34 protein-coding genes are annotated in these 24,794 nt (G+C 47.1%); 33 read left to right on the forward strand and 1 reads right to left on the reverse strand.

From position 1 onward, the window contains the following. Positions 1-15: 15 nt before the first annotated feature. From rplF to rplQ, 14 genes are read left to right on the forward strand one after another with little or no spacing between them, the layout of a single operon-like run. On the forward strand, positions 16-570 hold the full coding sequence (gene rplF, locus KDD36_01870; GenBank protein MCB0395369.1) for a 50S ribosomal protein L6: 555 nt from the start codon (positions 16-18) through the stop codon (positions 568-570). Positions 571-584: 14 nt separating this feature from the next. Further along, the gene (locus KDD36_01875; protein ID MCB0395370.1) at positions 585-938 is read left to right on the forward strand and encodes a 50S ribosomal protein L18; all 354 of its coding nucleotides are present in this window, start codon (positions 585-587) and stop codon (positions 936-938) included. A 6-nt stretch (positions 939-944) separates the two neighbouring features. Further along, on the forward strand, positions 945-1,463 hold the full coding sequence (gene rpsE, locus KDD36_01880; protein MCB0395371.1) for a 30S ribosomal protein S5: 519 nt from the start codon (positions 945-947) through the stop codon (positions 1,461-1,463). Between the two features lie 4 nt (positions 1,464-1,467). After that, positions 1,468-1,647 (forward strand): 50S ribosomal protein L30, encoded by a 180-nt coding sequence (gene rpmD, locus KDD36_01885; GenBank protein ID MCB0395372.1) that lies wholly within the window; start codon positions 1,468-1,470, stop codon positions 1,645-1,647. Between the two features lie 17 nt (positions 1,648-1,664). Beyond that, positions 1,665-2,258: a 50S ribosomal protein L15 gene (gene rplO / locus KDD36_01890; GenBank protein MCB0395373.1), complete on the forward strand. Its 594-nt coding sequence runs from the start codon at positions 1,665-1,667 to the stop codon at positions 2,256-2,258. Continuing rightward, positions 2,255-3,601 (forward strand): preprotein translocase subunit SecY, encoded by a 1,347-nt coding sequence (gene secY / locus KDD36_01895; protein MCB0395374.1) that lies wholly within the window; start codon positions 2,255-2,257, stop codon positions 3,599-3,601. The genes rplO and secY overlap by 4 nt, the downstream gene beginning before the upstream one ends. A 16-nt stretch (positions 3,602-3,617) precedes the next feature. After that, on the forward strand, positions 3,618-4,406 hold the full coding sequence (gene map / locus KDD36_01900) for a type I methionyl aminopeptidase (GenBank protein ID MCB0395375.1): 789 nt from the start codon (positions 3,618-3,620) through the stop codon (positions 4,404-4,406). A 1-nt stretch (position 4,407) separates the two neighbouring features. Then, entirely contained in the window at positions 4,408-4,623 is a 216-nt protein-coding gene (gene infA, locus KDD36_01905) for a translation initiation factor IF-1 (protein ID MCB0395376.1), read from the forward strand. 12 nt (positions 4,624-4,635) lie between these two features. Further along, entirely contained in the window at positions 4,636-4,752 is a 117-nt protein-coding gene (gene ykgO / locus KDD36_01910) for a type B 50S ribosomal protein L36 (GenBank protein ID MCB0395377.1), read from the forward strand. A 57-nt stretch (positions 4,753-4,809) separates the two neighbouring features. Beyond that, positions 4,810-5,187, forward strand: coding sequence for a 30S ribosomal protein S13 (rpsM, locus tag KDD36_01915; protein ID MCB0395378.1), 378 nt, complete (start codon positions 4,810-4,812; stop codon positions 5,185-5,187). Positions 5,188-5,208: 21 nt separating this feature from the next. Further along, the gene (gene rpsK, locus KDD36_01920; GenBank protein MCB0395379.1) at positions 5,209-5,598 is read left to right on the forward strand and encodes a 30S ribosomal protein S11; all 390 of its coding nucleotides are present in this window, start codon (positions 5,209-5,211) and stop codon (positions 5,596-5,598) included. 39 nt (positions 5,599-5,637) lie between these two features. Beyond that, entirely contained in the window at positions 5,638-6,243 is a 606-nt protein-coding gene (gene rpsD, locus KDD36_01925; protein MCB0395380.1) for a 30S ribosomal protein S4, read from the forward strand. Positions 6,244-6,291: 48 nt separating this feature from the next. Further along, positions 6,292-7,284 carry a DNA-directed RNA polymerase subunit alpha gene (locus tag KDD36_01930; protein ID MCB0395381.1) on the forward strand — a complete coding sequence of 331 codons (993 nt, stop codon included), beginning with the start codon at positions 6,292-6,294 and terminating at the stop codon, positions 7,282-7,284. 37 nt (positions 7,285-7,321) lie between these two features. Continuing rightward, positions 7,322-7,978, forward strand: a complete 657-nt coding sequence (gene rplQ, locus KDD36_01935) for a 50S ribosomal protein L17 (protein MCB0395382.1) — start codon at positions 7,322-7,324, stop codon at positions 7,976-7,978. 48 nt (positions 7,979-8,026) lie between these two features. On the opposite strand, the gene KDD36_01940 is transcribed toward rplQ, so the two are convergent. Continuing rightward, positions 8,027-8,623 (reverse strand): DinB family protein, encoded by a 597-nt coding sequence (locus KDD36_01940; GenBank protein ID MCB0395383.1) that lies wholly within the window; start codon positions 8,621-8,623, stop codon positions 8,027-8,029. Positions 8,624-8,741: 118 nt separating this feature from the next. On the opposite strand from KDD36_01940, the gene carA reads away from it, so the two are divergent. The 19 genes from carA to KDD36_02035 all read left to right on the forward strand — a co-directional run bounded on the left by carA (position 8,742) and on the right by KDD36_02035 (position 24,794). Next, positions 8,742-9,860: a glutamine-hydrolyzing carbamoyl-phosphate synthase small subunit gene (gene carA / locus KDD36_01945; GenBank protein MCB0395384.1), complete on the forward strand. Its 1,119-nt coding sequence runs from the start codon at positions 8,742-8,744 to the stop codon at positions 9,858-9,860. Between the two features lie 6 nt (positions 9,861-9,866). Then, positions 9,867-11,156 (forward strand): phosphopyruvate hydratase, encoded by a 1,290-nt coding sequence (eno, locus tag KDD36_01950; GenBank protein ID MCB0395385.1) that lies wholly within the window; start codon positions 9,867-9,869, stop codon positions 11,154-11,156. A 266-nt stretch (positions 11,157-11,422) separates the two neighbouring features. Further along, positions 11,423-13,234, forward strand: coding sequence for a UbiD family decarboxylase (locus KDD36_01955; GenBank protein MCB0395386.1), 1,812 nt, complete (start codon positions 11,423-11,425; stop codon positions 13,232-13,234). 128 nt (positions 13,235-13,362) lie between these two features. Then, the gene (locus tag KDD36_01960; protein MCB0395387.1) at positions 13,363-13,893 is read left to right on the forward strand and encodes an ORF6N domain-containing protein; all 531 of its coding nucleotides are present in this window, start codon (positions 13,363-13,365) and stop codon (positions 13,891-13,893) included. 187 nt (positions 13,894-14,080) lie between these two features. Further along, positions 14,081-14,356 (forward strand): ORF6N domain-containing protein, encoded by a 276-nt coding sequence (locus KDD36_01965; protein MCB0395388.1) that lies wholly within the window; start codon positions 14,081-14,083, stop codon positions 14,354-14,356. Between the two features lie 40 nt (positions 14,357-14,396). Beyond that, the gene (locus KDD36_01970; protein ID MCB0395389.1) at positions 14,397-14,882 is read left to right on the forward strand and encodes an ORF6N domain-containing protein; all 486 of its coding nucleotides are present in this window, start codon (positions 14,397-14,399) and stop codon (positions 14,880-14,882) included. Positions 14,883-14,990: 108 nt separating this feature from the next. After that, the gene (locus KDD36_01975) at positions 14,991-15,722 is read left to right on the forward strand and encodes a membrane metalloprotease (protein MCB0395390.1); all 732 of its coding nucleotides are present in this window, start codon (positions 14,991-14,993) and stop codon (positions 15,720-15,722) included. Positions 15,723-15,783: 61 nt separating this feature from the next. After that, a complete protein-coding gene (locus tag KDD36_01980) occupies positions 15,784-16,284 on the forward strand; it encodes a VOC family protein (protein ID MCB0395391.1) in 501 nt (166 codons plus the stop codon). Positions 16,285-16,382: 98 nt separating this feature from the next. Beyond that, a complete protein-coding gene (locus KDD36_01985) occupies positions 16,383-16,931 on the forward strand; it encodes a hypothetical protein (protein MCB0395392.1) in 549 nt (182 codons plus the stop codon). A gap of 425 nt (positions 16,932-17,356) precedes the next feature. Continuing rightward, positions 17,357-18,070, forward strand: a complete 714-nt coding sequence (locus KDD36_01990; GenBank protein ID MCB0395393.1) for a tetratricopeptide repeat protein — start codon at positions 17,357-17,359, stop codon at positions 18,068-18,070. 234 nt (positions 18,071-18,304) lie between these two features. Beyond that, positions 18,305-18,958 carry a YdcF family protein gene (locus KDD36_01995; protein MCB0395394.1) on the forward strand — a complete coding sequence of 218 codons (654 nt, stop codon included), beginning with the start codon at positions 18,305-18,307 and terminating at the stop codon, positions 18,956-18,958. A gap of 630 nt (positions 18,959-19,588) precedes the next feature. After that, positions 19,589-20,044, forward strand: a complete 456-nt coding sequence (locus tag KDD36_02000) for a VOC family protein (protein ID MCB0395395.1) — start codon at positions 19,589-19,591, stop codon at positions 20,042-20,044. A gap of 12 nt (positions 20,045-20,056) precedes the next feature. Beyond that, on the forward strand, positions 20,057-20,398 hold the full coding sequence (locus KDD36_02005; GenBank protein MCB0395396.1) for a hypothetical protein: 342 nt from the start codon (positions 20,057-20,059) through the stop codon (positions 20,396-20,398). Positions 20,399-20,508: 110 nt separating this feature from the next. Then, the gene (locus tag KDD36_02010) at positions 20,509-21,183 is read left to right on the forward strand and encodes a hypothetical protein (GenBank protein MCB0395397.1); all 675 of its coding nucleotides are present in this window, start codon (positions 20,509-20,511) and stop codon (positions 21,181-21,183) included. A gap of 35 nt (positions 21,184-21,218) precedes the next feature. Continuing rightward, the gene (locus KDD36_02015) at positions 21,219-21,512 is read left to right on the forward strand and encodes a DUF1272 domain-containing protein (protein ID MCB0395398.1); all 294 of its coding nucleotides are present in this window, start codon (positions 21,219-21,221) and stop codon (positions 21,510-21,512) included. 51 nt (positions 21,513-21,563) lie between these two features. After that, positions 21,564-21,833 (forward strand): zinc ribbon domain-containing protein, encoded by a 270-nt coding sequence (locus KDD36_02020; GenBank protein ID MCB0395399.1) that lies wholly within the window; start codon positions 21,564-21,566, stop codon positions 21,831-21,833. An 80-nt stretch (positions 21,834-21,913) separates the two neighbouring features. Continuing rightward, complete coding sequence (locus tag KDD36_02025) at positions 21,914-22,615, forward strand: sulfite exporter TauE/SafE family protein (protein MCB0395400.1); 702 nt, start codon at positions 21,914-21,916, stop codon at positions 22,613-22,615. 165 nt (positions 22,616-22,780) lie between these two features. Beyond that, positions 22,781-24,055, forward strand: coding sequence for a deoxyribodipyrimidine photo-lyase (locus KDD36_02030; GenBank protein ID MCB0395401.1), 1,275 nt, complete (start codon positions 22,781-22,783; stop codon positions 24,053-24,055). Positions 24,056-24,431: 376 nt separating this feature from the next. After that, a complete protein-coding gene (locus KDD36_02035; GenBank protein ID MCB0395402.1) occupies positions 24,432-24,794 on the forward strand; it encodes a DUF1801 domain-containing protein in 363 nt (120 codons plus the stop codon).

Below are 24,794 nucleotides of genomic sequence, written 5' to 3' on the forward strand. Positions count from 1 at the left end.
TAAGAATTTAGTGTTATGTCACGAATAGGAAATGCGCCGATCAGTTTGCCCAAGGGTGTGGAACTTCAGGTTTCCGATAAAAACCTGGTGACGGCCAAAGGACCCAAAGGGGAACTACATCAGGAAATTAACCCGGCCATAAAAGTGGCCGTCCAGGAGGGACAGGTGCTGCTGACCCGCAGCACAGAGCAGAAACAACACCGTGCGCTACACGGACTTTACCGTGCACTGATTAACAATATGGTGAAGGGTGTTTCCGAAGGATATAACATCGAACTCGAGTTGGTGGGTGTCGGTTATCGTGCTACCGCCAAAGGCCAGTTGCTGGAACTCTCCCTGGGGTATTCACACAACGTGGCATTTGAATTGCCGAAGGAAGTGAAGTTTGAGACGAAGGCAGAAAGAGGACAAACTCCGAGGATTCTTTTGGCAAGCCACGATAAACAGTTGCTCGGACAGGTGGTGGCCAAGATCACCTCACTGAGAAAACCAGAGCCTTACAAAGGAAAAGGTATCAAGGTAATAGGAAGACAATATCGCAGAAAGGCCGGTAAAACCGCCAGTAAATAAGTAAGACCAAGGCAATGAAAACCAAGGATAGCAGAAGACTAAAAATCAAGAAGAGGATCCGCAGGGTTGTGGAAGGCACAGCCACCCGCCCTCGTCTGTCCGTTTTTCGCAGCAACAACGAGATATATGCTCAGTTGGTGGATGACAACAGCGGAAAAACACTCATGGCAGCATCTTCACGCCAAAAGAGCATTGCAGATCAAAAGACAACCAAATCCGAGCAGGCTCGCCTGGTAGGTCAGGCCATCGCAGCCGCTGCGGGTACTGCCGGTATCGAATCTGTAGTGTTTGACAGGAATGGTTATTTGTATCATGGAAGGGTGAAATCCCTTGCCGAAGGTGCACGCGAAGGCGGCCTTAAATTTTAACAGCGAATGGCACAAGCAAACGTAAAAAGAGTTAAATCAAGCGAGATCGAGCTGAAAGACAAGCTCGTGAGTATTCAACGGGTGACCAAAGTGACCAAGGGCGGACGTACCTTCACCTTCTCTGCCATCGTAGTTGTTGGTAATGAAAGGGGAGTCGTAGGTTACGGTCTGGGCAAAGCCAAAGAGGTGACCGAGGCCATCGCGAAAGGAATTGACGATGCCAAGAAGAACCTGATTCAGGTTCCGATCATCAAAGGATCTGTTCCGCACGAACAACTTGGTAAATATGGTGGTGCCTTCGTTTTGCTGAAACCCGCTTCCAATGGTACGGGTGTTATCGCCGGAGGTGCTATGCGCGCCGTGCTTGAAAGCGTAGGTGTGAAGAACGTACTGGCAAAGTCTAAAGGCTCATCCAATCCGCATAACGTGGTAAAAGCCACCATTGATGCGTTGCTGAACCTGCGCGATGCGTATGCAGTTGCACAGCAAAGGGGCCTTGAACTCGAACAGGTATTTAATGGATAATCAGATGGCAAAGGTTAAAATAACACAGGTTAAGAGCGTGATCGATCGCACAGAAAGACAAAAGCGCACCATGCGTGCCCTGGGTCTTAAGAAAGTGAATCAATCCGTGGAAGTGGAAGTGACCCCGCAAACCCAGGGAATGATCGATGCCGTGAAGCATTTGTTGGAAGTCGTAGAACTATAATATAGAAGGAAAGCATCATGAATTTACATAATCTAAAACCAGCTAAAGGTTCTCTTAAGACCAAAAAGAGACTGGGCAGAGGACAGGGTTCCGGAAAAGGTGGTACGTCTGCACGTGGCCATAAAGGAGCAAAATCCCGTTCCGGCTATAGCACCAAAATTGGTTTTGAAGGCGGTCAGATGCCTCTCCAACGTCGCGTGCCAAAGTACGGCTTCAAGAACGTGAACCGTATTGAATATCGCAGCATTAACCTGGACGTTCTCCAGAAGCTGGCCGATGAGCACAAGACGACCAAAGTGGACAAAGCCGTTTTGATTGAGCACGGTCTTGCCTCTCGTAACGATATCATCAAGGTTCTCGGACGCGGTGAGTTGAGTGCGAAACTTGAAGTTAGCGCTGAGGCATTCTCTAAGTCTGCAACCGCAGCCATTGAGAAAGCCGGTGGTAAAGCCATTGTGGTAAACCAAAAGGCAACAAAGCGTATCGTTCTGGTGAAAGGCCAAAAGGCAGGAGCCGGTGATGCAGCTGTTTCTAATGGTAAGGCACCTGCGAAGGCAACCAAGAAAGAAAATAAGAAAGTAGAAAAAGAATTAGTTGAAAAATCAGAATGAAAGATCTGATCAATACCCTGCGTAATATTTTCAAGATTGAAGATCTCAGGATCAGGATTTTGAACACCTTGTTCTTTATTCTGATCTACCGGATCGGTTCTTTTGTGGTATTGCCCGGGATCGATCCTGCCGGATTGGGTGCACTTAAGAACCAAACCAAAGACGGTATCCTAGGTCTGTTGAATATGTTCTCCGGAGGTGCGTTCTCCAATGCATCCATTTTTGCATTGGGAATTATGCCCTATATCTCTGCATCCATTGTGATCCAGTTGCTCACAATTGCCATTCCGGCATTCCAGCGGATGCAGAAAGAAGGGGAGAGCGGACGTCGCAGGATGAATCAGATTACCCGTTACCTGACGGTGGCCATTACCATGGGACAGGCTCCCGGTTATCTGGCCAATGTGGTGAGCCAAATGGACCCGCGTTACATTTTGTTTGATTCAATGACATTCTTCTACATTTCCAGCACCATCATTCTGATTGCAGGTACCATGTTCGTGATGTGGCTCGGTGAGAAGATCACGGATAAAGGAATCGGAAACGGAATATCATTGCTGATCATGATCGGTATCATCGCAAGATTGCCCTTTGCCTTCATTGCGGAATTCAGCGCCCGGATGGATAAAGGAGGTCTCGTGATTCTCCTGGTGGAGTTGGTGGTTTTGCTGCTTGTGATCGTATTTTCCATCCTGCTCGTTCAAGGTACCCGTAAGATACCGGTGCAGGTGGCACGAAAGATCGTTGGCAACAGACAATACGGTGGCGCACGACAGTACATTCCGCTGAAGGTAAATGCTGCCGGTGTGATGCCTATAATCTTTGCACAAGCGATTATGTTCGTACCTATCACCTTTGCCGGTTTCTCGGAAAGTCTCAGTGGATTCGGTCGTGTTTTTGCAGATACATCCGGATTCTGGTACAATTTCGTTTTCGCTTTGCTGATCATCGTCTTTACATATTTCTACACCGCTATCATTGTCAACCCGACCCAAATGGCGGATGATCTGAAAAAGAACGGAGGCTTTATCCCAGGGGTGAAGCCAGGCAGGAAAACATCGGAATACCTCGATACGGTCCTTTCCAGGATCACTCTTCCGGGGTCCATTTTCCTTGCTGTTATTGCCATTTTGCCGGCATTTGCCATCATAGCCGGTATTAATAGTCAGTTTGCCAATTTCTACGGTGGAACCTCCCTGCTGATTATGGTAGGGGTGGTGCTGGATACCCTTCAGCAGATTGAAAGCCACCTGCTGATGAGGCATTATGATGGTCTGATGAAAAGTGGTAGAATCAAAGGAAGAGGTACGCCAACATCCATGACAACGGCTGTTCAGGCTTAAACCGAAAGGTCCTGATATGATTTATCACAAGACGAAAGAAGAGATAGAGTTCATCAGAAGCAGTTCTTTGCTTGTTTCAGGCGCCCTGGCCGAAGTAGCCAAGGTGATCCGACCGGGAGTTACATCCCTGGAGCTGGACCGGATAGCAGAAGCGTTTATCCGTGATCATGGTGGCGAGCCTGCTTTTAAAGGCTATCGGGGGTTTCCCAATACGCTGTGTGTTTCACCTAATGCACAGGTTGTACACGGAATACCCAATGATCAGCCACTTCAGGAGGGAGATATTGTTTCGGTGGATTGTGGCGTACTGAAAGACGGTTTTTATGGAGATTCCGCATTCACCTTTGCCATCGGAGAGATCGGTGAAGATGTGAAGAAACTCCTGAAGGTAACCAGGGAATGCCTGGATCTTGGTATCAAAATGGCTGTTGCAGGCCGCAGACTGGGAGATGTCAGTTTTGCCATCCAGTCGCATGCCGAAAAGCACGGTTACGGTGTTGTGAGAGAATTGGTCGGTCACGGTATCGGAAAGAACCTTCACGAGGAACCTGAAGTGCCAAATTTTGGCCGAAGGGGAAGTGGACCGATTCTGGCCGAAGGTATGGTGATCGCGATTGAACCGATGATCAACCTGGGAAAAAAGGGAATCAGGGAATTGAGTGATGGATGGACCATCACCACAGCTGATGGACTCCCCTCCGCACACTATGAACATACAGTTGCGGTGAGCAAGGAAGCAGCACAGGTGCTGTCGTCCTTTGAACCGATTGATGAAGTATTGAAAGAAAAAATAGGAATAGAATAGTATGGCGAAACAGCCCTCCATAGAACAAGACGGGGTGGTTAAGGAATCACTTTCCAACGCCATCTTTCGTGTAGAACTGGAAAATGGTCACATGATTACGGCCCATATTTCAGGGAAGATGAGAATGCATTACATTAAAATATTACCCGGAGATCGGGTCAAAGTGGAGATGTCTCCATACGATCTGACCAAAGGCAGAATTACATACAGGTACTAAACTGATGAAGTTATGAAGGTAAGAGCTTCTATAAAGAAACGCAGTGCAGACTGCAAGATCGTTAAGCGGAAAGGCCGCTTGTACGTTATCAACAAGAAGAACCCAAAGTTCAAACAAAGACAAGGATAAATAGTTGGGTTGCCCGGTTGCATGACCTGGCGTAACAACAGAATCTAAAGATCGCGTATGGCACGTATCGCAGGTATTGATTTACCGAAAGAAAAAAGAGGAGAGATTGGTCTCACCTACATTTTTGGCATTGGAAAACGCACTGCCCAGAACATTCTTGATGAAGCCGGTATTGACCGGAATCTTCGGGTGAAAGACTGGACAGATGAGCAATCCACCAATATCCGGAAGATCGTTCAGGATAGATTTAAGGTGGAAGGTGCGTTGCGCTCAGAAGTGCAGTTGAACATTAAGCGCCTGATGGATATCGGATGCTACAGAGGTATCCGTCATCGTAACGGACTGCCCGTTCGCGGACAAACAACCAAGAACAACGCACGTACCCGTAAAGGAAAAAGAAAGACCGTGGCGAATAAGAAAATGGCCACCAAGTAAACGGTTATAGCTGATTAAGACATGGCAAAATCATCCAAAACGACAAAAAAGAGATCGGTTCAGGTTGAGTCGACAGGAAAGGCAACCATTCATGCCACCTTTAACAATATCATTGTTTCCCTGAACAATAGTCAGGGTCAGGTGATCGCATGGTCTTCCGCAGGAAAGATGGGTTTCCGGGGTTCTAAAAAGAACACCCCGTACGCAGCCCAGCAAGCTGCTGCGGATGCATCCAAAGTCGCCTACGATCAGGGACTGAGAAAGGTGAAGGTATACGTGAAAGGTCCCGGATCCGGACGTGAGTCGGCCATCCGTACCATTCACAATTCCGGTATAGAAGTGACCGAAATCGTGGATGTAACACCTATGCCGCACAACGGTTGCCGCCCTCCAAAGAAGAGAAGGGTATAATAAAGATATTACGTAAACAACTGATAAAAGCAATAAGGAATGGCACGTTACAGAGGACCCAAGTCCAAAATAGCCAGAAAATTCGGAGAGCCCATATTCGGACCCGATAAGGTGCTGGATAAGAAAAACTATCCGCCGGGGATGCACGGACAGATGAAGAAGCGGATGAAACAATCCGAATATGCTGTCCAGCTGAAGGAGAAGCAAAAGGCGAAATACACCTATGGTATCCTGGAGAGACAATTCGAAAACCTTTTCAACAAGGCTTCCCGGAAAAAAGGGATTACCGGTGAAAACCTTCTGCAATTGTGCGAAACCAGATTGGATAACACTGTTTTCAGACTCGGTATGGCCAGAACCCGCAGAGCTGCACGTCAGTTTGTGAACCATGGTCATATTACCGTTAACGGCGGTGTGGTGTCCATCCCTTCGTATACCGTGAAGGTGGGAGACACCATCGGTATCCGTGAAAAATCAAAGACCATGCAGCCCATCAGAGAGTCTATCGCTGCAGGTAAAGCAGGTTTTCCTTGGCTTGAGTGGAACCCCGATACCCTCATCGGTACGGTGATCGCTATGCCGGAAAGAGAACAAATCCCCGAGAACATCAATGAACAGTTGATCGTGGAATTGTACTCCAAGTAATTCTTTGACCTTATACAATATCGTTTATCCTTTAACGCAACAGATAATATGGCCATTTTAGCATTTCAAAAGCCCGATAAGATCATCATGCTGAATTCCAATGAGCAGATGGGACAATTTGAATTCCGTCCGCTGGAGCCGGGTTACGGCATCACCATTGGAAACGCACTCAGGAGAATTCTCCTGTCATCCCTCGAAGGATTTGCTATTACTTCCGTTCACATCGACGGCGTGGATCACGAATTTTCCACGATCAAAGGTGTGGTGGAAGATATGACCGAGATCATCCTGAACATGAAGCAAGTTCGTTTCAAAAGGCAGATCGAGCAGACTGACGCTGAAAAGGTGAACGTTTCTGTGAGCGGCAAAAAGCAACTGACAGCAGGTGATATCGGCAAATTCACATCGGCATTTCAGGTGTTGAACCCGGATCTTGTGATCTGTAACATGGATCCTTCTGTGAAACTTAACTTCGAAGTGACCATTAATAAAGGACGTGGTTATGTTCCTGCCGAAGAAAACAAAGTTGAAAACCAACCCGTAGGTGTGGTTTCTCTGGATGCCATCTTCACACCCATTAAGAACGTGAAATACAGCATCGAGAACTTTCGTGTGGAGCAAAAGACCGACTATGAAAAATTGGTGATGGATATCACAACCGATGGTTCTATCCACCCAAAAAATGCATTGAAGGAAGCAGCCAAAATCCTCATCCATCACTTCATGCTTTTCTCTGATGAAAAGATCACCATTGATACAGAAGAGAAGGCTGAAACAGAAGAGTTCGATGAGTCTTCATTGCACATGCGCCAGCTTTTGAAAACCAAACTGGTGGATATGGACCTGTCCGTACGTGCACTGAATTGCCTCAAAGCTGCAGACGTAGAAACCCTGGGAGATCTTGTTTCTTTCAACAAGAACGACCTTTTGAAATTCAGGAATTTTGGTAAAAAATCCCTGACAGAACTGGAAGACCTCGTGCATTCCAAAGGACTGACCTTCGGAATGAACCTGGCCAAGTATAAATTGGACAAAGACTAAGTACCCGCTTTATTTATATTAAGAAGAGGACATCAAGATGAGACACGGAGATAAAATCAACAACCTTGGCCGCAAAAGTCAGCATAGGAAGGCTATGCTCGCCAACATGGCCAGCTCGCTGATCCTTCATAAAAGGATCAATACGACCCTGGCCAAGGCCAAAGCGCTGCGCACATACGTGGAGCCGCTGATCACCAAATCAAAAAGTGATAATACGCACTCCAGACGGGTGGTATTCAGCTACCTCGGTGATAAGAACGCGGTTGCGGAATTGTTCCGTGAGGTTGCTGCAAAGGTGGGCGAAAGACCAGGTGGCTATACCCGTATCCTTCGTACCGGTTTCCGCAAAGGTGATAATGCCGAAATGTGTTTCATCGAATTGGTAGACTTCAACGAAGCAATGCTTTCCGCATCTGACGACAAGAAAGCCAAGACCACCCGTCGTAGCAGAAGAAGTGGTGGTGCCAAGAAGAAGGCGGATGGTGAAGTTGCTGAAGCATCTGCTGAGACAACTGAAGCTCCTGCAAAAGAAGCCAAGATGAAGAAGCAGGAATCACCTGCACCGGCAGAGGCAAAGGAAGAAGCAGCACCTGAGGCCAAGGCCGCAGAGGCAGCTCCGGAAGCCAAAGCGGAAGAGACTGCCAAGGAAGAGAAGAAGGAAGAAGGTGGTGAGGAAGAAAAGAAGGCGGAATAATATCTTACTGACAGATATCTCAAGGCGGTTCAAACGGACCGCCTTTTTTTATTGCACTTCCTGGGTATGCTTGTTCAGAATGGTCATGTCCAGCACGGCCTTGGCCTGGTTGATATGACGCTGTTCGTGACCCAGTATGATTTCAAGGGCATCACCCAAAGTATAAGTAACAAGATTTGAAGCAGGTGATGTTACAATGGTTTGCAAAGGTGGGTTCATCCGCATCCTATCCGTCAGCTCCACCAGTTGTTCGTTCTCTTTTGCAAAAAGAGATACAATGTCATCAGGGACCGAGCTTCGTGTTGACCTGAACGCCGGAGGTGACTTGTATTTCTTTGTGACCGTTGGTCCTGTGGTCTCTATCAGCAACTTTCCGAAATAATGACTGAACGGACTGAATCGCTCCCAAAAGGACGGCCTTCGGTTGGCTTTGGATAGTGCCTGAAATGCGGGATAGTAGCTCCTGTTGGTGGTGATGAGGTGATCCAGGCATTCCCCGATGCTCCATCTTCCTGGCTCCGGTTTGGTATTCAGTTGCTCTCCCGTTAAATGCGAAAACAATAATTGTACCTGGTCGGTCAGGGAACCGATACGATCTCTGACCTCATCGTAGTAATTGTCATTGGGATATTGAATGACCTCCATTCTGAACGGATTTAGTCCAAAGGTAGCGGTTCGCCAATTGAGTTGCAATTGATTATGGGAAGGTCGGCATTAATGCTTATATTTGCTGCGCAAAAAGCAAAGCCAGCATCATATCAGAATGAAATATTTCGAAAAATCACCGGCGGTACTGCTCCTTGAGGACGGTACCGTTTTTTATGGCCGTTCGGCAGGGAAGATAGGAACCGCAACCGGAGAAATATGTTTCAATACGGGCATGACCGGATATCAGGAGGTATTTACCGATCCGTCTTACTTCGGACAGATCATGGTTACCACCAACGTGCATATTGGAAACTATGGCATTCACGCCGATGAAAGTGAATCTGACCGCATGAAGATTGCCGGTCTGGTCTGCCGCAATTTTACCAGTATGTTCTCGCGTATAGGCGCCCAGGGAGATATCCAGGAATACTTTCTGGAACAGAACATGGTCGCGATCACCGATGTGGATACGCGTGCACTCGTTCGCCACATCCGCAGCAAGGGTGCAATGAATGCCGTGATATCATCCGCCGAGCTGGACCTGGATAAACTGAAGGCCATTCTTTCAGAAACCCCATCCATGGAAGGCCTGGAACTGGCATCAAAAGTATCTGTCAAAGAACCATATGATCTTGGTGACAAAGATGCACAGGTGAAAGTAGCAGTGCTGGACCTCGGTGTAAAGCAGAATATCTTAAGATGTCTCCTGGATCAGGGATGCCAGCTACGGGTATTCCCATACAATACCTCCATTGAAGAAATGATGGAGTGGAATCCGGATGGATTCATGATCTCCAATGGCCCTGGTGATCCGGCTCCACTGACTGGTGTCGTGGAAACCATGAAGAAGATCATCGCCACGGATCTGCCGGTTTTCGGAATATGCCTGGGACATCAGATCATCGCACTCGCCAATGGTATTTCTACTTTTAAGATGCACCATGGTCACCGTGGCATCAACCATCCGGTAAAGAATCTTGATACCGGTAAATGTGAGATCACTTCGCAAAATCACGGGTTTGGTGTGACTGCCGAGGATGTGAAGAACAATGCGAATATCGAAGTGACCCACATCAATCTGAATGATGATACCATCGAAGGTTTTAAGTTGAAAGACCGCAAAGTATTCTCCGTACAATATCATCCGGAAGCAGCGCCCGGACCCAATGACGCAAGATATTTATTCGAACAGTTCATGGTCTTTATCCGTGAAACACAAAACGTAAACGCATAAAACATTATGGGACACATCTCAGTCATTCATGCCCGCCAGATACTCGATTCAAGAGGTAATCCCACTATTGAAGTGGAGGTGTACACCGATGCAGGAGGCCAGGGCCGTGCTGCGGTTCCGTCAGGAGCTTCCACCGGAAAACATGAAGCGGTAGAACTAAGAGATGGTGATAAGGGAAAGTACCTGGGTAAAGGTGTGACAAAAGCAGTGCAGAATGTTAATACCGTACTCGCTGAAGAATTACGTGGTGTTTACATCTTTGACCAGGATGGAATTGACCGTACCATGGTGGCTCTTGATGGAAGCGATAACAAAGGCAACCTCGGTGCCAACGCAATTCTTGGCGTTTCACTTGCCTGCGCAAGAGCAGCTGCAGACGAACTCGGTCAACCCCTGTATCGTTATGTAGGTGGTGTCAATGCCAACCTGTTGCCCGTTCCCATGATGAACATCCTTAACGGTGGCGCACATGCGGATAACAAAATTGATTTCCAGGAATTCATGATCATGCCTACTGGAGCGGAAACGTTTTCCGAATCCCTGCGCATGGGCACCGAAGTCTTTCATCAGCTGAAGCAGGTGTTGAAAGACAAGGGACATTCTACCAACGTTGGAGATGAGGGTGGTTTCGCACCCAACCTGAAGTCCAATGAAGAAGCCATCAAAGTGGTTATTCAGGCTATTGAAAAGGCAGGATACCGTCCGGGCGAGGATATCTTCATCGCCATGGATGCTGCGGCTTCAGAGATGTATGATGCCAAAAAGAAGAAATACCATTTCAAATGGTCAAGTGGTGAATACCTGACCTCTTCGGAGATGGTTACCTTCTGGGCAGACTGGGCAAATAAATATCCGATCATTTCCATTGAAGACGGCCTGGATGAGGATGACTGGAAAGGCTGGGTCGAACTCACCGAAGAGTTAGGCGATGAAGTGCAACTGGTGGGTGATGACCTGTTCGTAACCAATTCGGAGCGCCTGGCTGAAGGTATCTCTAAAAGAGCTGCGAACTCCATCCTGGTAAAGGTGAATCAGATCGGTACACTTACCGAAACGATCAATGCAGTGGAGATGGCACAACGCAACGGTTACTTCTCCGTGATGAGTCACCGTTCGGGTGAAACGGAAGATACCACCATTGCCGATCTGGCGATTGCGCTGAAGACCGGGCAGATCAAAACAGGATCTGCATCCCGTTCTGACAGGATCGCGAAGTACAACCAGCTCCTGCGAATCGAGGAAGCCATGGGCAACAGCGCCAGGTTCCTGGGCAAGAACTTCTTCTTCGCGAGATAGAGTCAAGGTTTAAAGGCCTGGTCGGTTCAGATTTCTGATTTTCGGAAGAAGGGGATAGGTGAATCCCCTCCCCGGTCTCAAGTTACAGCCGGGATCGCATTGCATGGCACGAATGTGCTGTGTTAACTTACCCATGTAAGAAGGTGTAGCGATTTTGCAGATGTACCTGTTTCTTAAAAAAAACGGTCCGTTATTTTATCTTAGTCACCGGAACCAGATAGGGTTCATGACAACAGAATAATTACGACAAAGCAGATTGGATCACCATGGCTTATTCTTCCCTTCGCGAATGTATCCTGGACCTGGAAAAACACGGACACCTTTTGCGTATCCGGGATGAGGTGGACCCTCATCTGGAAATGGCGGCCATTCACCGCCGGGTGTTTGCCGAAGACGGACCGGCCGTGTTTTTTGAGAAGGTAAAGGGCAGTCCGTTTCCAGCTGTTTCCAACCTGTTCGGTAATCTCGATCGGAGTCGGTTCATGTTTCGCGATACGCTCCCCAGGGTGAAGGAGTTGATTGCCGCCAAAGCCGATCCGGCATCTGTTCTCAAAAGACCTTTTGCTCATGCGGGCCTCGGTCTTTTTGCACGCTTTGCCCTCCCCAAGAAAGTAAGCAATGGTCCGGTCACTTTTAAGGAAACCACCCTCAGCGCCCTTCCCCAGATCAAGGCATGGCCCATGGACGGAGGGGCTTATATTTTTCTTCCGCAGGTATACACGGAGGACCCTGACCATCCCGGCGTGATGCAGTCCAACCTGGGTTGCTACCGGGTGCAGATGAGCGGGAATGATTTTGTTCCGGACAGGGAGATGGGGTTGCATTATCAGATTCACCGGGGCATTGGTGTGCATCAGTCAAAGGCGAACAAACTTGGGCAGCCACTCAAGGTGAGTATTTTCGTGGGTGGTCCGCCATCGCATAGTTTTGCCGCGGTGATGCCGCTGCCGGAGGGGATCTCCGAACTTACATTTGCGGGAGCGCTGGGAGGTCGGCGGTTCCGTTATATGATCAAAGAAGGACATGTGCTTTCTGCGGATGCCGATTTTGTGATCACCGGAGAGATACATCCTCATGAAACCAAACCGGAAGGCCCTTTTGGGGATCATTTGGGTTACTACAGCCTCACCCATCCGTTTCCCGTGATGCGGGTTCATAAGGTATACCACAGAGAGGATGCGATCTGGCCGTTTACCATCGTGGGCAGACCTCCCCAGGAAGATACAAGTTTCGGTGCATTGATTCACGAGTTGGTCGGGCCTGTGGTATCCAGTGAGATTCCCGGACTGAAAAGGGTGCATGCGATTGACGAGGCAGGGGTTCATCCGTTGCTGCTGGCCATCGGCAGTGAACGGTACACGCCGTATCTGAAGGAACGCAGACCACAGGAGATATTGACCCAGGCGCATGCCATCCTCGGCTTCGGACAGATGTCACTCACAAAATATCTGTGGATTGCCGCACATGAGGATGCCCCAGGTCTGGATGTGGAGAATGTCCCAGCGTTTTTTACGCATATGCTGGAAAGGGTAGACTGGACCCGCGATATACACTTTGATACCAAAACCACCATCGATACCCTGGACTATAGTGGTGACGGGTTGAATAGCGGTTCTAAAGCGGTTATTGCCGCGGCAGGAGAAAAGATTCGTTCCCTGTCTGCGGAGGTACCCCCGGAGTTACTTTTGCCTGATGGTTTTTCCGATCCGCGGATTGTTTTTCCAGGGGTCATGAGTATAACCGCCCGATCTTATAAGGACCGAAAAGAAGCGCTTTCCGATATCGCCCGACTGGAAGATCATCTTGCAGGGCCGATCATGAACGGAATACCATTGGTGGTCGTTTGCGACGACAGTGCATTCACGTCTGATACCCTCGGGAATTTTCTGTGGGTCACCTTTACACGGTCCAATCCTTCGCACGATATCGGAGGTGCCGGTGCATTCACCGAAAACAAGCACTGGGGATGCACCGGAAGCCTGATCATCGATGCACGCATCAAGCCGCATCATGCTCCGGTGATGGAAGGTGACGAGAAGATAGAGGAGAAGGTGAATGGTTTAAAGTTTGAGGTTTAAGGTTTCTGGTTTGTCGTTTCTGGTTTGTGGTTGTTCCACGGGACTTCAGATGCTCTGTGTTCCGGAAAATGTGTTGTAAAATCTTACGGATGTCCTGATTTTACAGATCGTGTGTGGATATTTGCGGTATGACAGAGTCCTCCCAAAATTCATTACAGGTTCCCGATGAAGTGTTGATGAACAAGATCTACCTGATCCGTGGAGAGAAGGTCATGCTGGACCGGGACCTTGCAGTATTGTTTGGCGTTAAACCTATCCGGCTCAGGGAGCAGGTAAAACGAAACAAGGGAAAGTTTCCCGGGCACTTCATGTTCAGGTTGAACGATGATGAAGTCGGTAAGCTGGTATCGCAAAATGCGATACCTTCCGTCAAACACCTGGGTGGTACTTTACCTTATGTATTTACAGAGTACGGCTTGTTGCAATTGGCAAACATCCTAAGAAGCGAACGCGCCACACTAATGAGTATACGGATTATTGAAGTATTTGTAGCGATGCGCAAAATGCTGCATACTCATCAGAACCTCCTTCTGAAAATGGAACAACTTGAAAAGCGCCTAACCGACCAGGATGGAAAGGTGAAACTGCTGTTTGACTATCTGCGGCAGTTTATCAAAGAGCGGGAAGAACCCCGGACGAGGGTGGGGTTTAAAGTTTAAGGTTTCTGGTTTGCTTAGCCCGCCGTAGCTTCAGCGTAGGAGGGTTGCCCGCATCGCCTTCGCGTAGTCGCTATGGCGGAGCAAGGCGGTATCCCGTACTTACGGGAGGAGGAGGGTGTTCCGGAAAATGTGCTGCACAAACTTACGGATGCCCTGATTTTACAGATCGTGTGCGGATATTTGCCACATGACTGATCCCATCCAAAGTTCGTTACAGGTTCCCGATGAAGTGCTGATGAATAAGATCTACCTGATCCGTGGTGAGAAGGTGATGCTGGATCGTGACCTTGCGGAATTATATGGTGTGGAAACCAAAGTCCTGAAGCGTCAGGTAAGAAGAAATGCAATCCGTTTCCCGGCGGATTTTATGTTCCAACTCAGTGTTGAAGAGGATGTGGCTTTAAGGAGCCATTTTGGCACCTTAACAAGAGGTAAGCATAGCAAGTATTTGCCATTTGACTGATCCGATCCAAAGTTCTTTACAGGTCCCCGATGAGGTGCTGATGAACAAGATCTACCTGATCCGTGGTGAGAAGGTGATGCTGGACCGGGACCTCGCGGCACTGTATGGTGTGGAAACCAAAGTGCTCAAACAGGCAGTCAGGCGGAATATCAAACGATTTCCGCAGGATTTTATGTTTGAGATGACCAAAGCTGAATTGGAAAATTGGAGGTCACAAATTGTGACCTCCAATTCTACCCGGATGGGGCTGAGGTATCTGCCGTTTTGTTTTACTGAACAAGGTGTAACCATGTTGTCCTGTGTTTTGAATAGCGATAGGGCTGTTGAGGTAAACATTCGGATCGTTAGGATATTTGTGGGCATGCGTAAAATGCTGCTTACCCATCAGGACCTCCTTCTGAAAATGGAACAATTCGAAAAACGCCTAACCGACCAGGATGCAAAGGTGAAACTGTTATTCGATTACCTGAGGCAGTTTATCAAGGAACAGGAAGAACCGAGAACGAGGGTGGGGTTTAAGGTTTAATGTTTAAGGTTGCCGAATTGGCATATCTTACTGCCTACTGCCTACTGCCAACTGTCTACTCCCCAACTCCTCAGGAATACCTATCTTTATTTAACACGAGACGATATTATGAAGAAAGGATTGATATTTACCCTCATGCTGGCTTTGCTGGCGACATTTGGTTGCAGGAAGGACAAGAACATCGAAAAGAACGTTTCGGCACAAAGCTTCTTATCGGGAGATGATTTTACAAAATTGAATGTGGAGGTGCAGTATGTTACCGGGTTTGCCCCGACTGCCGCAACAATTGCAAATCTGAAAAGTTTTCTGGAGAAGTACCTGAATAAACCGGGAGGGATCGCTATTGTGCAAACGGAGGTGTCTTCATCAGGAAAGTCGGTTTATACTATTGATGATGTGAAAGCCATTGAAACCGCACATCGCAGTCAGAAGACAGATGGCAGCACCCTCACCGCATATTTCTTATTCGCAGATGGAGACTATGCCGGAAATGCAGGAAGCTCTAAAGTATTGGGCATTGCCTATGGAAACAGCTCCATGGTGATCTTTGAAAAAACCATCCGTGATTTCTCCGGAGGTCTTACACAGCCCTCGGTTACAACCCTGGAGTCTGCGGTGGTTCATCATGAGTTCGGGCATATCCTGGGACTGGTGAATAATGGTACACCTATGCAGACGGCGCATCAGGATGCGGCCAATGGCAAACACTGTGACGATAAAAATTGTCTGATGTATTATGCCACGGAAACATCCGACGTCGTGGCAAACCTTGTCGGCGGTACCATTCCGGAACTGGATAGCCGCTGTGCGGCGGATTTGAAGGCTAATGGTGGGAAGTGATCGTCAATTTATTGATACGGATAACATGTGTTGCTATCTTTGGGACATATGAACAAGCGAAGTGACAGAAAATAACAACTACAAAATCCCCGCAGCTACCCGCATCGGCCACGTACACTTAAAGGTGTCGGATATCCAACGGTCTCTTGATTTTTACTGCGGACTACTAGGCTTTGAATTGATAACTACCTACGGTCCTGAGGCTGCGTTTATTTCTGCCGGCGGATACCATCATCATATCGGACTGAATACCTGGCAAAGCAAAAATGCACCGCCACCTCCTGCAAATACAACCGGACTTTTCCATGTTGCCATTCTTTATCCTACCAGGAAGGACCTCGCATATATCTTCACGAGATTACGTGAAGCAGACTATCCCCTGACCGGTGCTTCCGATCATGGGGTATCTGAAGCCCTTTACCTTAACGATCCTGATCAGAACGGCCTGGAGCTTTATTGGGACCGACCTGAAAACCAATGGCCGCGAAAACCCGATGATTCGCTGGATATGTTTACCAAATCCCTTGATATCGCTGGCTTGTTGAATGAGTTAAGCCGGTAGAGACCCGATCTAAGGTAATCAGGTAGCTGTTCTTTCTTGGTATCCCGTGGTTTTATGGCAAAGATGTCGTATATTTCCTTTTGCATAATACCAAGAGGATGGGGATTAAAAGAAGCTTTTTGATTGTGGTGGTGGCAATGTGCACGACGCCGGTGTTATTCGCGCAGGTCCGTATGGATGGCTTCGCATTCAGCCCCAAACTCGGGTGTTTTCACATGGCTAATCATTCAGACGGCGTTGGGTTAGGAGGGGAGTTCCAGGTTCGTGAGCGGAATAATCTTTTTTCGCTGGGTTATTATGAGGGATATGACATTTTTATGCGATACCCCAGTCAGGGACCAACGCACTCCGTTTGGTTGATGATCGGTAAGTATAGAGGTGAGCGCCTCTCCAGATTGTACTACCAGATTGGCATCTCACCGGTTTGGGGCAGAAAAAATTACTTGATTGGAAACTCGCAGGATATTATCACCCAGAATTTCTTCAGAATGGGCCTCGGTATGCAGGTAGGTTATGCGCTGTTGGTCTCCCGCTCCGTGGGCCTTGGCGTGGATATGCATGCCAATCTGAATACGGAAGGATGCATGTACATGCCCATGCTGAGTTTGAAAATCGGAAGACTGAGGAGATCACTTCAAAGAGAATAATCATTCTTGGAACGTCAATCACAACATTGTTTGCTGTGTGATCACAGAAATTCGTACCCCTTAACGGTTGGGACATTACCAATGTCAATGGTGCTGATAAACGTTCGTGTGAATATGAACATATATCCCACCGTTTAAATTTAAGGCAATATTTTATATAGACTTCTCATTAACTTCTTCATAACGGCCTGTGGATCTTCTGTAATCCCCGTATATTTATTCATTCAAAATAGCATGGCGTTATGTATAAATTTCACAAGATCCTTTTTGTTATTGCAACCCTATCCGCATGCAATGCCCCATCCCCGGATAGTACAATGGTCTCATCGTCGGCCGATGAAGAAAAAATGCTATCACAGCCAACGGCCGTTACCCCCGCACAGGAAGTCATTATGAGGGAACACCTGGACAGTGGAGCGCAGGGGATGAATTATTATGTTTATGGTAAGGAGTACCGGGAAGAGATCGACAAAGGACTGGCAAAGGATTCTACCATTGCCTACCTCTGGCAGCAAAGGGCCATGCCCTTGTTCAAACAAGGTAAGTATGAACTTGGAATGTCTTATATAGACAAGGCTGTAAAATATGACCCCTTCCATTGGATGCCGTATCGTGCCTTTATCAAATGCATTTTCGCGCAAACCTACCGTGATGCCATCGCAGATTTTGAGAAATGCAGGACGGTCCTGGGCAATGCGTATGTGATGGATCATACATACAACTTTTACATCGCACTTTGTAAACTGCAATTGAATGAGTTTGAAGACGCGGAAAGGATGTTGGAAACAGAAGTGGACAGTCAGGCAGTATTGTATGGTGACGGCCTTGTGCACCATCTGGATTTGTTTTACCTCGGCATGAGTAAATATGAGCTTGGAAAATATGAGGAGGCGGTTTCGGTGTTTGACCGTGCGCTGGAAAAATACCCGCAGTTCTCGGATGTTCAATACTACAAGAGTTATTGTTTGTTGCGACTGGGCAGAGTAGAAGAGGCCGAGGCGTTGTTTGCACTGGCAAAGGAAAACGGAAGAGCGGGCTATACGATCAATGAAGACAACGAAGTATATGAACGTTATCCTTACCAGGTGAGATGGAGTCATATTCGAAGGCCCCTGCAGTCAGGAGCACCCAGGACTTGAATCCGGCTGTTTTAAGTATTCGGTGTGCCTATTGGTAATCGGTAACCTTACCTTCTCTTTTTTAGTATAGCAATATCCCGGTGGAACCTCTGCGCCGGGTGATCATTTGCAGTCCAACTTGTGCATAAAACTTGGTGGTACAAGTTTTGAGCATATCATTAGCATTCAGTTGCCGGGAATGGTACCATATCATAACCTTGTACGGAATGCCGTTAATCCGATAGCGCACATCGAATGCAACTAAACAAACATATATTAAGCAAGCCGGGGCTATGGGCGCTGATCACCATTCTTTTGCCTGTGGTGTTTGTGTTTTGGGCAGATTGGCGTGTGACATCCAGCGCGGTGGGCAAGACCTTCACCGATTCGGAATCCTTACCGGAAAATAAGGTTGGGTTGCTGCTGGGGACCGGAAAGATCCTTGGCAATGGTCACATCAACTTGTACTATAAATACCGGATTGATGCTGCCGTTCAATTATATGAATCCGGAAAGATTCATTATGTGCTGATCAGTGGAGATAACAGCAAAAGTTATTACGATGAGCCTACCACCATGAAACGGGACCTGATCAAACGGGGTGTTCCTTCGGATAAGATCTACCTTGACTATGCAGGGTTTCGGACGCTGGACTCCGTGGTCCGGGCCCGGGAGATCTTCGGGCAGGAAAGCATCACCGTTATTTCACAGCGCTTTCATAATCAGCGCGCCATTTACATAGCGGATAGCAAGGGGATGCAGGCCGTTGGTTACAACGCGCAGGATGTTACGGCAGGTTATGGTTTCAAAGTGATGGTACGGGAAAAACTGGCCCGCGCCAAAATGTACCTCGATCTTATCTTCGGTATAAAACCAAAATTCCTGGGGAAGAAGATTGTGATTAAATAGAGGTTTAAAGTTTCTGGTTTGTAGTTTCTTGTTTCTGGTTGGGGGACATTCGTTGTTGCGAATGACATAGAAGGGTTAATGGTTTAAAGAGTAAGGTTTAAGGTTGCCGCACAGAAAACCCCTTTTCAAATTGTCATATCACCACATCACCAAATAGTTTTTAGTTTTTAGTTTCTGGTTGGGGGACATTCGGATCTGACTTATGATTGTCTGGTGTCAAATGGTTACCAGTTGTTGCCCATTTTCAAACGAGCCTGCTATCACAATGGCTGGCGCTTCGGCTGGCAGGTCACCACATCACCAAATCACCAAATCACCAAATAGCTTCTTGTTTCTGGTTGGGGACATTCGGATCTGACTTATGATTGTCTGATATCACATGGTTACCAGTTGTTGCCCATCTTTAAATCACCACATCATCACATCATCACATCACCGCATCACCACATCACCACATCACCAAATAAATCCCCACGCAACATCCCATCCAAACGTTCGTCTATCATTCGAATAACCTTGTCTTTGAAAAGCGAGAATTTATCTCAAAATTTAACCTTGAATTTATTTACCTCCCTGTTTAAAATTTATAACTTGTTCGTTATTACTTGTATAACCAAACCCGAATAAACTATGGCCACAGTAAATGTTTATCTCACTTTCGATGGAAATTGCAAGGAAGCCTTCGATTTCTATAAATCTGTATTTGGAGGAGATTTTCAATCTGTAAACACCTTTGGTGAAATGCCTCCGCAAGAAGGGCGACCACCGCTTCCGGAAGAGATGAAGAAGCGGTTGATGCATATTTCACTTCCCATCAGCAAGGAAACGTCCATCATGGGTAGCGACATCATGCCCGGTATGGGACCTGATCTGAATGTAGGGAATAACTTCAGCTTGTCTGTACACCCTTCCAGCAAAGGTGAAGCGGATAAGATCTTCCAGGCGCTTGCCCAGGGTGGACAAGTGAACATGCCGATGGAAGAAACATTCTGGAATGCCTATTTCGGAATGCTCACCGATAAATTCGGGATCAACTGGATGGTCAATTACGAATTGCAAAAGGAAACAGTAACCTCTAATAACTAATCTAAAACAATCATGAAAAAGTATCTTGTAACTTATCATGCACCTGTGAGTGCGCAGGAACAAATGCAAAATAATTCACCTGAAGATGCTCAAAAGGGCATGGAAGCCTGGATGAACTGGGCTAAAAAATGCGGTGAGCATATGGTAGACCTCGGAACCCCGCTCATGGGTGGTCAAAAACTGGATACCAACGGTGGCAGCACAGCCAGCAAAAATGAAGTGTGTGGTTATTCCATCCTGCAGGCTGAAAGCATGGAGCATGCCAAACAGCTTCTTCAGGGACACCCGCATCTGGGATATGATAACACCTGTCAGATTGAAGTGCACGAAGCACTGCCAATTCCAGGGATGTAATCCATTGGTATTACCTGAAAATTCATCGTGCCGGTTTATTTCAAGCCGGCACTTTTTTTGTCCGATTCATTTACATTTGCATCAGCTCTCTATCTCCTGAAAAGGATTCCATGACCGAATTGCCATTCTATATTTCTCTATTGTTCGGAATTACAGTGTTGATCTCCATCGCCTGGTTTTATATGGCCTGTCGTTCACGGGAATTCCTGATCATAGCCCTTTTGTGGACCATTATCCAATCGGTTCTGGGTATAACAGGAGTATATGAGGATGCGCAAACCATGCCGCCACGTATCATGGCATTCGGTGTCTTTCCTGCCATACTATTGATTGTCGTGCTATTGTTAAGCAGGCGTGGAAAAAAATGGATGGATAGGCTATCCCTGAAAACGCTTACGACATTTCATACGATCCGCATACCGGTGGAAGTAGTGTTGGCACTGTTATATCATCATGGAATGGTATCTGTATACATGACTTTTGAAGGAACCAACTTGGATATTATTTCGGGAATCTCAGCACTGCCTGTGGCCATACTTGCATTCCGTGCACAAACGTTCAACGGGAAATTGTTTCTCGCATGGAACGTTCTTTGTCTTATACTCCTTCTCAATGTCGTCATCACAGCAGCCTTTGCGATTCCAACCCCATTTCAACGCCTGGCATTTGATCAGCCCAATATCGCAGTTTTGTATTTCCCGTTTAACCTGTTACCAACCGTGGTAGTGCCACTGGTATTGTTGGGTCACATTGTCGCATTGAAGCGGTGGAACAAAAAGTTGTAACCGGTTAAAAACTTGAGTAATTAAAAGCGTCAAATATGATGGAACTTCGCCTTACCTGTGAACACTGTGATTGTGCCTTGCCCAACGATAGCGACCGGGCCATGATCTGTACGTATGATTGCACCTTTTGTAAAACTTGCGTGGAGGAAGTGTTATTCAATGTTTGCCCCAACTGTGGAGGTGGATTTGAAAAGCGCCCGACCCGGCCCGCAGGTCAATTGGAGAAATATCCTCCGCGACAGGAAAAGGTGTTCAAACCCATTGATCCGGATACGTTTGCGCCCCTACTGAAAAAGTACAGGGATGTTGATCCGCGAAAAAGGATCTGACTTTATAGAAGTCTGACATTCTCGTACCTTTAGTGTTTAACACACATTGCCATGAGCAAAACTTATAAGATCTGCCAAAGCTGTAGCATGCCGCTTAAGAAGGACGCACAAGGCGGCGGTACGAATGCCGATGGGTGCAAAAGCAACATGTATTGCTCCCTTTGTAATCAGAACGGGACATTTCTGAATCCTGAGATCAATTCCGCAGAAAAGATGCAGGCATTCGTGAAAGATAAGTTGAGGTCCATGGGATTTCCGGGGTTTCTGAGCGGTTTATTTACCAAAGGAATTCCACGCCTGGAGCGGTGGAAGATGAAATGATAAGGTGCGAAAACCTTAAATTCTCGTCGTAAAACAGAACGGATTACGTGGAAGAACTCATCTATTTTTTCCTCCTTGCTTTGTTGGCGGAGATACTAGGCACCGTGGGAGGGTTTGGTTCTTCCATGCTCTTTGTCCCAATTGCCGGATTGTTCATGGACTTTCATTCCGTTCTTGGTATAACCGCCCTGTTTCATGTGGCCAGTAATATCACCAAGATCGCTTTCTTTCGTAAAGGGTTTGACAAGAAACTGGTTCTGTCCATGGGTATTCCAGCGGTATTGCTGGTCATTGTCGGGGCATATTTCAGTAGCTTGTTCAGATCGGATGTGCTGGAGTTTCTGTTGGCCATTTTCCTGATATTGTTAAGTGCGGCATTGCTCCTGTTTCCTCAGTTGAAGTTAAAGGCCACACAGGGTAATGCGATTGGAAGTGGAATGCTCTCAGGTATCATCGCAGGTATGCTGGGAACCGGAGGTGCCATCAGGGGCATAGCCTTGACTGTATTTCATCTCAAAACGGAAGTGTTCATCGCCACCTCAGCCATGATCGATCTTGGGGTGGACTTGAGTCGGAGTGTGGTTTACGTATTGGAAGGTTATGTGCATAGAAAGGAAATGCTTCTGATCCCAATGCTTCTGGTTGCCAGTGTTGTCGGTACCTATACCGGTAAACGTATTCTCGAAAAACTATCGGAAGAGCAATTCAGAAAGATCGTTCTTGTGCTGGTTTTATTTACAGGCCTCTTTACTTTGGGAAGGTGGGTGGCGGTGAATGTGTAGGCACCTAAACTGCGTTTCCGAACACTTTTACATCATCAATTGTTATCTATGAAAGGATGATTCTGATATGTCGTTATCGGAGAAGTTTTGTGTATGGTTAATTCTTCACTTGCATCGCATGGCCGCTTCGCATGACGTTATTTTTTACTTCAATGATTCAGCACCATGAAGGTCACTGTCCATTGGTTCAGGAGGGATCTGCGGTTGGATGATAACACCGCGCTCACCCATGCCCTTCGGTCAGGTTATCCTGTACAGGCTGTTTTTATATTCGATGACAGGATACTGGAAGGACTGCCTGATGATGATCCGAGGGTGTCATTCATATACGGGTGTTTGGAAGATATCCACCGACAGCTCCATAAACATGGTGGTGCATTGCACGTGGTTCGCGGAAGGCCTGAGGAAGTGTGGGCAGCGCTATTGAATACATACGAAATTGCAGGGGTATATTTTAATAAGGACTATGAACCTTACGCATTGCAGAGAGACCGCCAGGTTACTGACATCTTGAAGCAAAGAGGAATCGGTGTTCACACATTCAAGGACCAGGTGATCTTCGAGGAGAACGAGGTGATAAAAAGCGACGGTTCACCCTATAAAATTTTTACTGCTTATAAGAACAAATGGTTGGAACAGTTCATGCATCATGACATTGGATGTGATAGCGCTCCTCCAAACTATAACAGATTGCAATTGAACTTTCCCGGTCGTGAGGAGGTCGGACTGAAGAAAAGTAACGTTCACGTGGCTGCCTGTGATATCGACGGTCTTTTGGATTACGCGGCGCTCAGGGATTTTCCTTCACGTCATGTGACAAGTAGGTTGGGCCCGCATCTGCGTTTTGGTACGGTTAGTATACGCTGGCTTGTAGCAAGGGTCAGGAACATATCCGAGGTGTTTCTCAGCGAATTGATATGGCGTGAATTTTTTATGCAGATACTGTTTCATTTTCCACATGTGGTGCATTCCTGCTTTAACGCCCAATACGATCGGGTTAAATGGAGAAACAATGAAACGGAATTTGAAAAGTGGTGCGAAGGTAAAACCGGTTATCCTTTGGTAGACGCTGGTATGCGTGAGCTGAATGAAACGGGATACATGCATAACCGTGTGCGCATGGTGACGGCCGGATTCCTCTGCAAACACTTGCTGGTAGACTGGCGGTGGGGTGAGGCTTACTTTGCACGTAAATTACTGGATTATGAGCTGGCATCGAACAATGGCAACTGGCAGTGGGCAGCGGGAACCGGTTGTGATGCGGCACCGTATTTTCGTGTTTTTAATCCGGAAACCCAACAGAAAAAGTTCGATAAAGACTTACTGTATATCAAACGCTGGTTGCCTGAATTTGAAACACCGGAATATCCGAAGCCAATCGTTGAGCACACATCTGCAAGAGCGAGGGTGATGGATGCATTTGCCTTGACACGACAATAGGCGGGACTGGGGTTTGTTGATATTATTGGGTGTTCGGGGCGCACGAATTCCCCTCCCCGGTTCAAGTTCGTCAATCCTTCGATATGCGTGGGGAAATACCTTTGGCTCTTCTTACATAGGTAAGAAGGATTGACCTTTTGGTTGAGACGGTAAATCTATCTTCCGATAAAAATTACATATGAAAGAAAATGTATCGATCTCGGCCCACGCTATGATCTCATCTTTGTAACTTGTTCCGGGGAGGGAAATTGATGTACCCCTGCTTAAAAAGTTACGTTGCCAGTTTGTGTCTCTCAATACTTCAACACCCATCATACATTTTCACTATCAACCCATTCCCTCATCCCGTATATTTGAATAACAAATAACCCTTGCCATGAAGAAAAATCCAGCCGTGGATGAATACCTGAAAAAGAAGGACCATCCGATGACCGATGAGATCAACCAGGTCAGGGAGATCATTCTGACCACCGACGACCGCATCGAGGAGACCATCAAATGGAGCAGTCCCACCTTTATCTATAAAGGCAACATGGCATCCTATTTTATGAATGCCAAAACCTTTGTAAGCTTGATGTTTCACAAAGGAGCGACCATCAAAGATCCACACAACCTTTTGGAAGGCGACGGCAAGGAAGCCCGGGTGGCCCGTTTTGAAGATGCAAAGGATATTACCAAAAAGAAGAAGGCGCTCCAGGCCGTGGTAAAGGAATGGATCAAAACGCAAGATGCAATCTGA

It is taken from the genome of Flavobacteriales bacterium (assembly GCA_020435415.1).
Taxonomy (GTDB): Bacteria; Bacteroidota; Bacteroidia; order JACJYZ01; family JACJYZ01; genus JACJYZ01.

Coding starts and splice junctions, on each gene's coding strand:
- rplF (MCB0395369.1), top strand. CDS start 16: ATGTCACGAATAGGAAATGCGCCGATCAGTTTGCCCAAGGGTGTGGAA.
- KDD36_01875 (MCB0395370.1), top strand. CDS start 585: ATGAAAACCAAGGATAGCAGAAGACTAAAAATCAAGAAGAGGATCCGC.
- rpsE (MCB0395371.1), top strand. CDS start 945: ATGGCACAAGCAAACGTAAAAAGAGTTAAATCAAGCGAGATCGAGCTG.
- rpmD (MCB0395372.1), top strand. CDS start 1,468: ATGGCAAAGGTTAAAATAACACAGGTTAAGAGCGTGATCGATCGCACA.
- rplO (MCB0395373.1), top strand. CDS start 1,665: ATGAATTTACATAATCTAAAACCAGCTAAAGGTTCTCTTAAGACCAAA.
- secY (MCB0395374.1), top strand. CDS start 2,255: ATGAAAGATCTGATCAATACCCTGCGTAATATTTTCAAGATTGAAGAT.
- map (MCB0395375.1), top strand. CDS start 3,618: ATGATTTATCACAAGACGAAAGAAGAGATAGAGTTCATCAGAAGCAGT.
- infA (MCB0395376.1), top strand. CDS start 4,408: ATGGCGAAACAGCCCTCCATAGAACAAGACGGGGTGGTTAAGGAATCA.
- ykgO (MCB0395377.1), top strand. CDS start 4,636: ATGAAGGTAAGAGCTTCTATAAAGAAACGCAGTGCAGACTGCAAGATC.
- rpsM (MCB0395378.1), top strand. CDS start 4,810: ATGGCACGTATCGCAGGTATTGATTTACCGAAAGAAAAAAGAGGAGAG.
- rpsK (MCB0395379.1), top strand. CDS start 5,209: ATGGCAAAATCATCCAAAACGACAAAAAAGAGATCGGTTCAGGTTGAG.
- rpsD (MCB0395380.1), top strand. CDS start 5,638: ATGGCACGTTACAGAGGACCCAAGTCCAAAATAGCCAGAAAATTCGGA.
- KDD36_01930 (MCB0395381.1), top strand. CDS start 6,292: ATGGCCATTTTAGCATTTCAAAAGCCCGATAAGATCATCATGCTGAAT.
- rplQ (MCB0395382.1), top strand. CDS start 7,322: ATGAGACACGGAGATAAAATCAACAACCTTGGCCGCAAAAGTCAGCAT.
- KDD36_01940 (MCB0395383.1), bottom strand. CDS start 8,623: ATGGAGGTCATTCAATATCCCAATGACAATTACTACGATGAGGTCAGA.
- carA (MCB0395384.1), top strand. CDS start 8,742: ATGAAATATTTCGAAAAATCACCGGCGGTACTGCTCCTTGAGGACGGT.
- eno (MCB0395385.1), top strand. CDS start 9,867: ATGGGACACATCTCAGTCATTCATGCCCGCCAGATACTCGATTCAAGA.
- KDD36_01955 (MCB0395386.1), top strand. CDS start 11,423: ATGGCTTATTCTTCCCTTCGCGAATGTATCCTGGACCTGGAAAAACAC.
- KDD36_01960 (MCB0395387.1), top strand. CDS start 13,363: ATGACAGAGTCCTCCCAAAATTCATTACAGGTTCCCGATGAAGTGTTG.
- KDD36_01965 (MCB0395388.1), top strand. CDS start 14,081: ATGACTGATCCCATCCAAAGTTCGTTACAGGTTCCCGATGAAGTGCTG.
- KDD36_01970 (MCB0395389.1), top strand. CDS start 14,397: ATGAACAAGATCTACCTGATCCGTGGTGAGAAGGTGATGCTGGACCGG.
- KDD36_01975 (MCB0395390.1), top strand. CDS start 14,991: ATGAAGAAAGGATTGATATTTACCCTCATGCTGGCTTTGCTGGCGACA.
- KDD36_01985 (MCB0395392.1), top strand. CDS start 16,383: ATGGGGATTAAAAGAAGCTTTTTGATTGTGGTGGTGGCAATGTGCACG.
- KDD36_01990 (MCB0395393.1), top strand. CDS start 17,357: ATGAATTATTATGTTTATGGTAAGGAGTACCGGGAAGAGATCGACAAA.
- KDD36_01995 (MCB0395394.1), top strand. CDS start 18,305: ATGCAACTAAACAAACATATATTAAGCAAGCCGGGGCTATGGGCGCTG.
- KDD36_02000 (MCB0395395.1), top strand. CDS start 19,589: ATGGCCACAGTAAATGTTTATCTCACTTTCGATGGAAATTGCAAGGAA.
- KDD36_02005 (MCB0395396.1), top strand. CDS start 20,057: ATGAAAAAGTATCTTGTAACTTATCATGCACCTGTGAGTGCGCAGGAA.
- KDD36_02010 (MCB0395397.1), top strand. CDS start 20,509: ATGACCGAATTGCCATTCTATATTTCTCTATTGTTCGGAATTACAGTG.
- KDD36_02015 (MCB0395398.1), top strand. CDS start 21,219: ATGATGGAACTTCGCCTTACCTGTGAACACTGTGATTGTGCCTTGCCC.
- KDD36_02020 (MCB0395399.1), top strand. CDS start 21,564: ATGAGCAAAACTTATAAGATCTGCCAAAGCTGTAGCATGCCGCTTAAG.
- KDD36_02030 (MCB0395401.1), top strand. CDS start 22,781: ATGAAGGTCACTGTCCATTGGTTCAGGAGGGATCTGCGGTTGGATGAT.
- KDD36_02035 (MCB0395402.1), top strand. CDS start 24,432: ATGAAGAAAAATCCAGCCGTGGATGAATACCTGAAAAAGAAGGACCAT.